At 68.6% G+C, this 1,469-nt stretch carries 2 protein-coding genes; both read right to left on the bottom strand.

From position 1 onward, the window contains the following. Window positions 1-59: 59 nt before the first annotated feature. On the bottom strand, window positions 60-971 hold the full coding sequence (gene thpD / locus GT354_RS47435) for an ectoine hydroxylase (RefSeq protein WP_161364006.1): 912 nt from the start codon (window positions 969-971) through the stop codon (window positions 60-62). Then, window positions 968-1,366 carry an ectoine synthase gene (locus GT354_RS47440; protein WP_161364008.1) on the bottom strand — a complete coding sequence of 133 codons (399 nt, stop codon included), beginning with the start codon at window positions 1,364-1,366 and terminating at the stop codon, window positions 968-970. The genes thpD and GT354_RS47440 overlap by 4 nt, the downstream gene beginning before the upstream one ends. Between the last annotated feature and the right edge of the window lie 103 nt (window positions 1,367-1,469).

The raw sequence follows: 1,469 nt of genomic DNA on the forward strand, positions 1-1,469 counted from the left end.
GCCGACGCCGACGCCGACGCCGACGCCGACGCGAGACGATCGCCCCCGAACGGACGTCGTCAGCCCCGCAACGGCGTTTCGCGCGACGCGATGAAGTCCGGCCGCGGCGCGGGCGCAGCGTACGGATCGGTCAACGCGTTGTCGACGCTGTTGTAGACGACGAACAGGTTCGCGCGCGGGAACGGCGTGATGTTCTCGGCGGAGCCGTGCATACAGTTGCTGTCGAACATCGTGGCCGAACCGGCCGCGCCGGTGACGACCGAGATGCCGTGCCGATCCGCGAAGCCGGTCAGCGTGTCCGGGTCCGGCGTGCCGATCTGCTGGCGGCGCAGCGACGTCCGGTAGTGCCCGTCCGGGGTTTCCCCCGGACACGCGACGAACGTACGGTGCGAGCCCGGCATGATCATCAGCGCGCCGTTGTGGACGTAGTTGTCGGTCAGCGCGATCGAGATGCTCACCGCGCGCATCGCGGGCATGCCGTCCTCGGCGTGCCAGGTCTCGAAGTCCGAGTGCCAGTAGAAGCCGGACCCGTCGAAACCGGGCTTGAGGTTGGCCCGACTCTGGTGGATGTACACCTCGGTACCCAGGATCTGCCGGGCCCGGTCGACCAGTCGCGGATCGGCGACGAGTTCGGCCATCACGTCACTGATCCGGTGGATCTCGAAGATCGACCGCACCGCGTCCGAGTCCGGCTCGCCGACCGTACGCTCGTCGGCGCGGATCCGCGGATCCGCGCACATCCGGTCCAACTCGGCACGTAGGCCGACCACTTCGTCGGGCTCGATCAATCGGTCGAAGGTCAGGAAGCCGTTGCGGTCGTACGTCCTGAGCTCGTCGTCGAGCAGCGGCCCGCCGGTGGTCCCGGGCCAGACGACCGGCTCCCGGCGCTCGATGTGCGTCGTGTGGGTGACGGTGCGGGTGGGGTACGGGTCTCGGGTCGGCGTGTTCGGGTCGGTCGTGGTGGTACTCACGCGCCCGCCTCCTCTCGGAGCAACGGATACACCCCGTTCTCGTCGTGGGTCTCCCGCCCCGTGCACGGCGGATTGAACACGCACACCATGCGGATGTCGGTCTTGGGCCGCATGGTGTGCCGCTCGTGGCCGTCGAGGAGGTAGAGCGTGCCGGCCCGGATCAGGTGGGTCTCGCCGGTCTCGTCGTTGGTCAGTTCGCCTTCGCCCTGGGTACAGAAGACGGCTTCGATGTGGTTGGCGTACCACATCGAGGTCTCGGTGCCCGCGTACATCACCGTCTCGTGGACGGAGAAGCCCACGCCTTCCTTGGCGAGTACGATCCGGCGGCTGCGCCACGTGTCCGCGGCGACGTCGCGGTCGGTTCCGTCGAGGTCGTCGATCGAACGCACGATCATCGTTGGGGGCCCTTCCGTGGTGGTCGAGTTGACGAGACGTACGGTCAGGCCGCGGCGGCGCGGACCGAGGCGGCGAGCAGGCCCATGCCCTCGTCGAGGTCGT

The organism is Streptomyces sp. SID3343, assembly GCF_009865215.1.
In the GTDB taxonomy this organism is placed as follows: Bacteria; Actinomycetota; Actinomycetes; order Streptomycetales; family Streptomycetaceae; genus Embleya.

Excerpts from the sequence above, each read along its gene's own strand:
- GT354_RS47440 (WP_161364008.1), bottom strand. The coding sequence starts at position 1,366 with ATGATCGTGCGTTCGATCGACGACCTCGACGGAACCGACCGCGACGTC.